Origin of the sequence: Secundilactobacillus collinoides DSM 20515 = JCM 1123 (genome assembly GCF_001435975.1) — a bacterium.
GTDB classification, from domain to species: Bacteria; Bacillota; Bacilli; order Lactobacillales; family Lactobacillaceae; genus Secundilactobacillus; species Secundilactobacillus collinoides.
Genome location: NZ_AYYR01000007.1, coordinates 1 through 3,074 on the forward strand (window position 1 = coordinate 1; position 3,074 = coordinate 3,074).

Genomic DNA, 3,074 nt, shown 5'->3' on the forward strand with positions numbered 1-3,074 from the left:
ACATAAAGTCAAATACGTTTCAAAACTCTCCACCAATACCAGTTGACAAAGAGCCACAAAAAAAGACCATCATAGCGATGGCCTTTTTTGTGTGAAGATTAAAGTTCAATCTGTTTTAACGTCCCGCTGTTGCTTCCACTGAGGCTTCAGAATCTTCAGCGGGTTCAGCTTTTTTTAAAGTTTGTTTGCTGGTTTTAGAGAGGAACAGGTTCATAACAATGGCGCTAATGGCACCAATCGTAATTGGTGAGCCTAACAGGTATTGAATCATCTGTGGGGCTTCGTTAGTCACTTTTGAAGGAATCAAAACAACGGCCATGGTTAAGACGATTGGAATACCAATCACGTAGATGGCGCTGTCTGATAACTTGAGGTTGCGAATGACGTTTAAACCATTCAGCATGATGACCACGCAGATGATGGAGTAAACGCCGCCGATAACTGGTGCTGGCACAGCGACCAGGAAGGCGGACAACTTACCACAGAAGCCGAGCACCATGAACCAGATCCCCGCGGAAACGAAGACCCGTTTGCTGGCAACACCGGTGACGGAAACGACACCAGCGTTGGTTGAGTAACCAGTCATTGGGGTCGCACCGAGGAGGGCAGAGACTAAACAGCTCAAGCCTTCACCAATGATCCCGCGGTTCCATTGCTTGTTGGTGATCTTTTCACCGGTAACGGCGCTCATAGCAAACCAGGTACCGGTGGTTTCAGTGGTCAGTACCATGTAGATGACGATGAACGTCAAGATGGCTGGTAATGAGAAATGAAGGCCGTAATGCAATGACGTATATTGCGGCAGTGCAAACCATGAGGCGCTTTGAACAGAAGACCAGTCAAATTTACCCATGAGGGTGGCGATGATCGAACCGGCAATCAAGGCAATGACGATGGAACTGACCTTGAGTACCCGCTTGAGTTGCGGTACCCGAACACTGAGAATGATTGCAAGTAGCATAACAGCAGCGGTTGAGGCTGCGATGATGATGTTGTCGTTAACGTTACCACCGGCCTCAAAGATGTTGTCATTTAAGGCACCTGGCAGTAAGGATAACCCAACACAGGTGATGATGGTGCCGCCAACGATGGCAGGTACCAACAGGTTGATGATCTTTTGGAAGACGCCAGAAACGCCTAAGATAACCAGCAACAGGGAACCGACGACTAACGATCCTAGAACGGTCGCCATGCCACCGTGAACGCCGCCGTTAGCGAGGTAAACCCCAGCTACGGCGCCCACAGGCACGAATGAAGGCCCTTGTGAGACGGGCAGCTTCATGAAGAATTTCGTTTGCAAGATCGTCCCGATACCGGCTGCGATGAAAGCAGCTTGAAGGAAACCAGTCTTTTGTGCGAGTGTCATTGACAACAGGCCGGCCATGATGAGTGGAGCGACGTAAACGTCCATTGCTAGCACGTGTTGTAAACCTAAAACGCCAGACTGCGTGTATGACACCTTATCGTCTGGGCCATAAAGTAAGCCATTTTCATTGCGATTCATATGATTATAATTCTCCCTTGGTTTGTTTTCCTTGAACGTAAACTTGAACAATGTCTTGTTCTTCTGTCTGATACAGTAACGCGTCAAAGATGTCGTCGTCCTTGTCAGGTGGAATTATGTGGGTCGACAATTGGACGATTTGGAGATCGGCCAGGTAACCTGGTGCGATCTTTCCAGTCTTGAGGTGTAAACTTTCGGCACCGCCAAACGTTGCCATGTAAAACGCGGTCTTTGCGGAAATGGCACTGTTAGCCACCCCGCGGTGATCAGCAGCCAGCTGATTATCCACGCCGTCCTGCAGCATGCGCGAAGACATGACTGCCTGACGAATATTGTGATACAAACTTGGCGAATAACCACCAGAAATATCAGTTCCTAAGCCCATTTTGAGCTGTTGATGCAGGATCCGTTTAACCGGTAGTACAGCATTACCAAAGTACACGTTGGAGATCGGACAGTGCGCAATAGCAACCTGTCGTGTCTTAAACAACTGGTAATCCTGCTCGTTTAGCAGTGTTCCGTGAGCCATCACCGCTTTATCAGTAAGGAGGCCGTACCGGTCGAGTACGTCAGCGTCGCGCATATGGTAGTGCTCGAGCGCAAACCCGTTTTCCCAATCACTTTCGCTGCAGTGGGATTGGACGGGCAAATCGTACTTTTTTGCTAAATCACCCAGCCCCTGCAAGGATGCCGGGGTACAGCTTGGTACAAACCGCGGTGTGATCACCGGTGTCTGTTTCAAGTCGGTCGTGCGATTTAAGTCTGATAACTGTTGGATAAACTGTTCCGTTTGTTCAACAGCGACCCGGGCGGATGCGTCCTGATAATATGTTGGCGTCTCCTTCGGATTATCCATGGCAACTTTTCCGATAAATCCACGTTGACCATGTCTGATGCACGCTTTTGCCAGTTCTAGATTCGCTGGATTATGGATAGTGCCGAAGAAGAGGGCGGTGGTGGTCCCGTTACTGAGTAGTCTCGAGACCAGGGCATCGTAAATGCGTTTCGCGAACGCCGGATCCGCATACTTAGCCTCCAGTGGAAAAGTATACGTATCTAGCCATTCGTTAAGTGGTCGATCCAGCGCCAATCCGGCATTTGGCCATTGCGGCGCGTGGATGTGTAAGTCGATGAAACCGGGGAGTATATATTGATCGGCAGCGAGTGTCACCAGGGTATCAGACCTGGAAGCTGCCTGCCGGACTGACTCAAAGTCCGGTTCGGTTCGTGCAATGATTCGTTCAATGTAACCACTGTTGTCGATACAAACTAACTGGTGGTCCTGATAGGATACCGCCGTGGGGCTTGTTGACGTGAATAAGGAACCCTCAATGACTCTCATGAATGAAATCGGAATCGCCTCCATGTTAAATTGACGTGAGCATCTGTAAATTTAAAAAAATTACAATGACGAACTTTCATTAGGCACCCCAATGAATCATTCGCAGAAATGCTTTGCTGGCTATTATAAGCGTTACGGGAGTAGGGTTCAACGGAAAAACACGAACTATTTAAATTCCCTCAATTGTCAAGTTAAGTGCAACACTAATGGCCTATTCTTATAATTGGT

The 3,074-nt window shown here is 48.6% G+C and carries 2 protein-coding genes; both read right to left on the reverse strand.

From position 1 onward, the window contains the following. Positions 1 to 115: 115 nt before the first annotated feature. Positions 116 to 1,504: a uracil-xanthine permease family protein gene (locus FC82_RS00730; RefSeq protein WP_056995945.1), complete on the reverse strand. Its 1,389-nt coding sequence runs from the start codon at positions 1,502 to 1,504 to the stop codon at positions 116 to 118. A gap of 4 nt (positions 1,505 to 1,508) precedes the next feature. Further along, positions 1,509 to 2,846 (reverse strand): guanine deaminase, encoded by a 1,338-nt coding sequence (guaD, locus tag FC82_RS00735; protein WP_156405114.1) that lies wholly within the window; start codon positions 2,844 to 2,846, stop codon positions 1,509 to 1,511. Between the last annotated feature and the right edge of the window lie 228 nt (positions 2,847 to 3,074).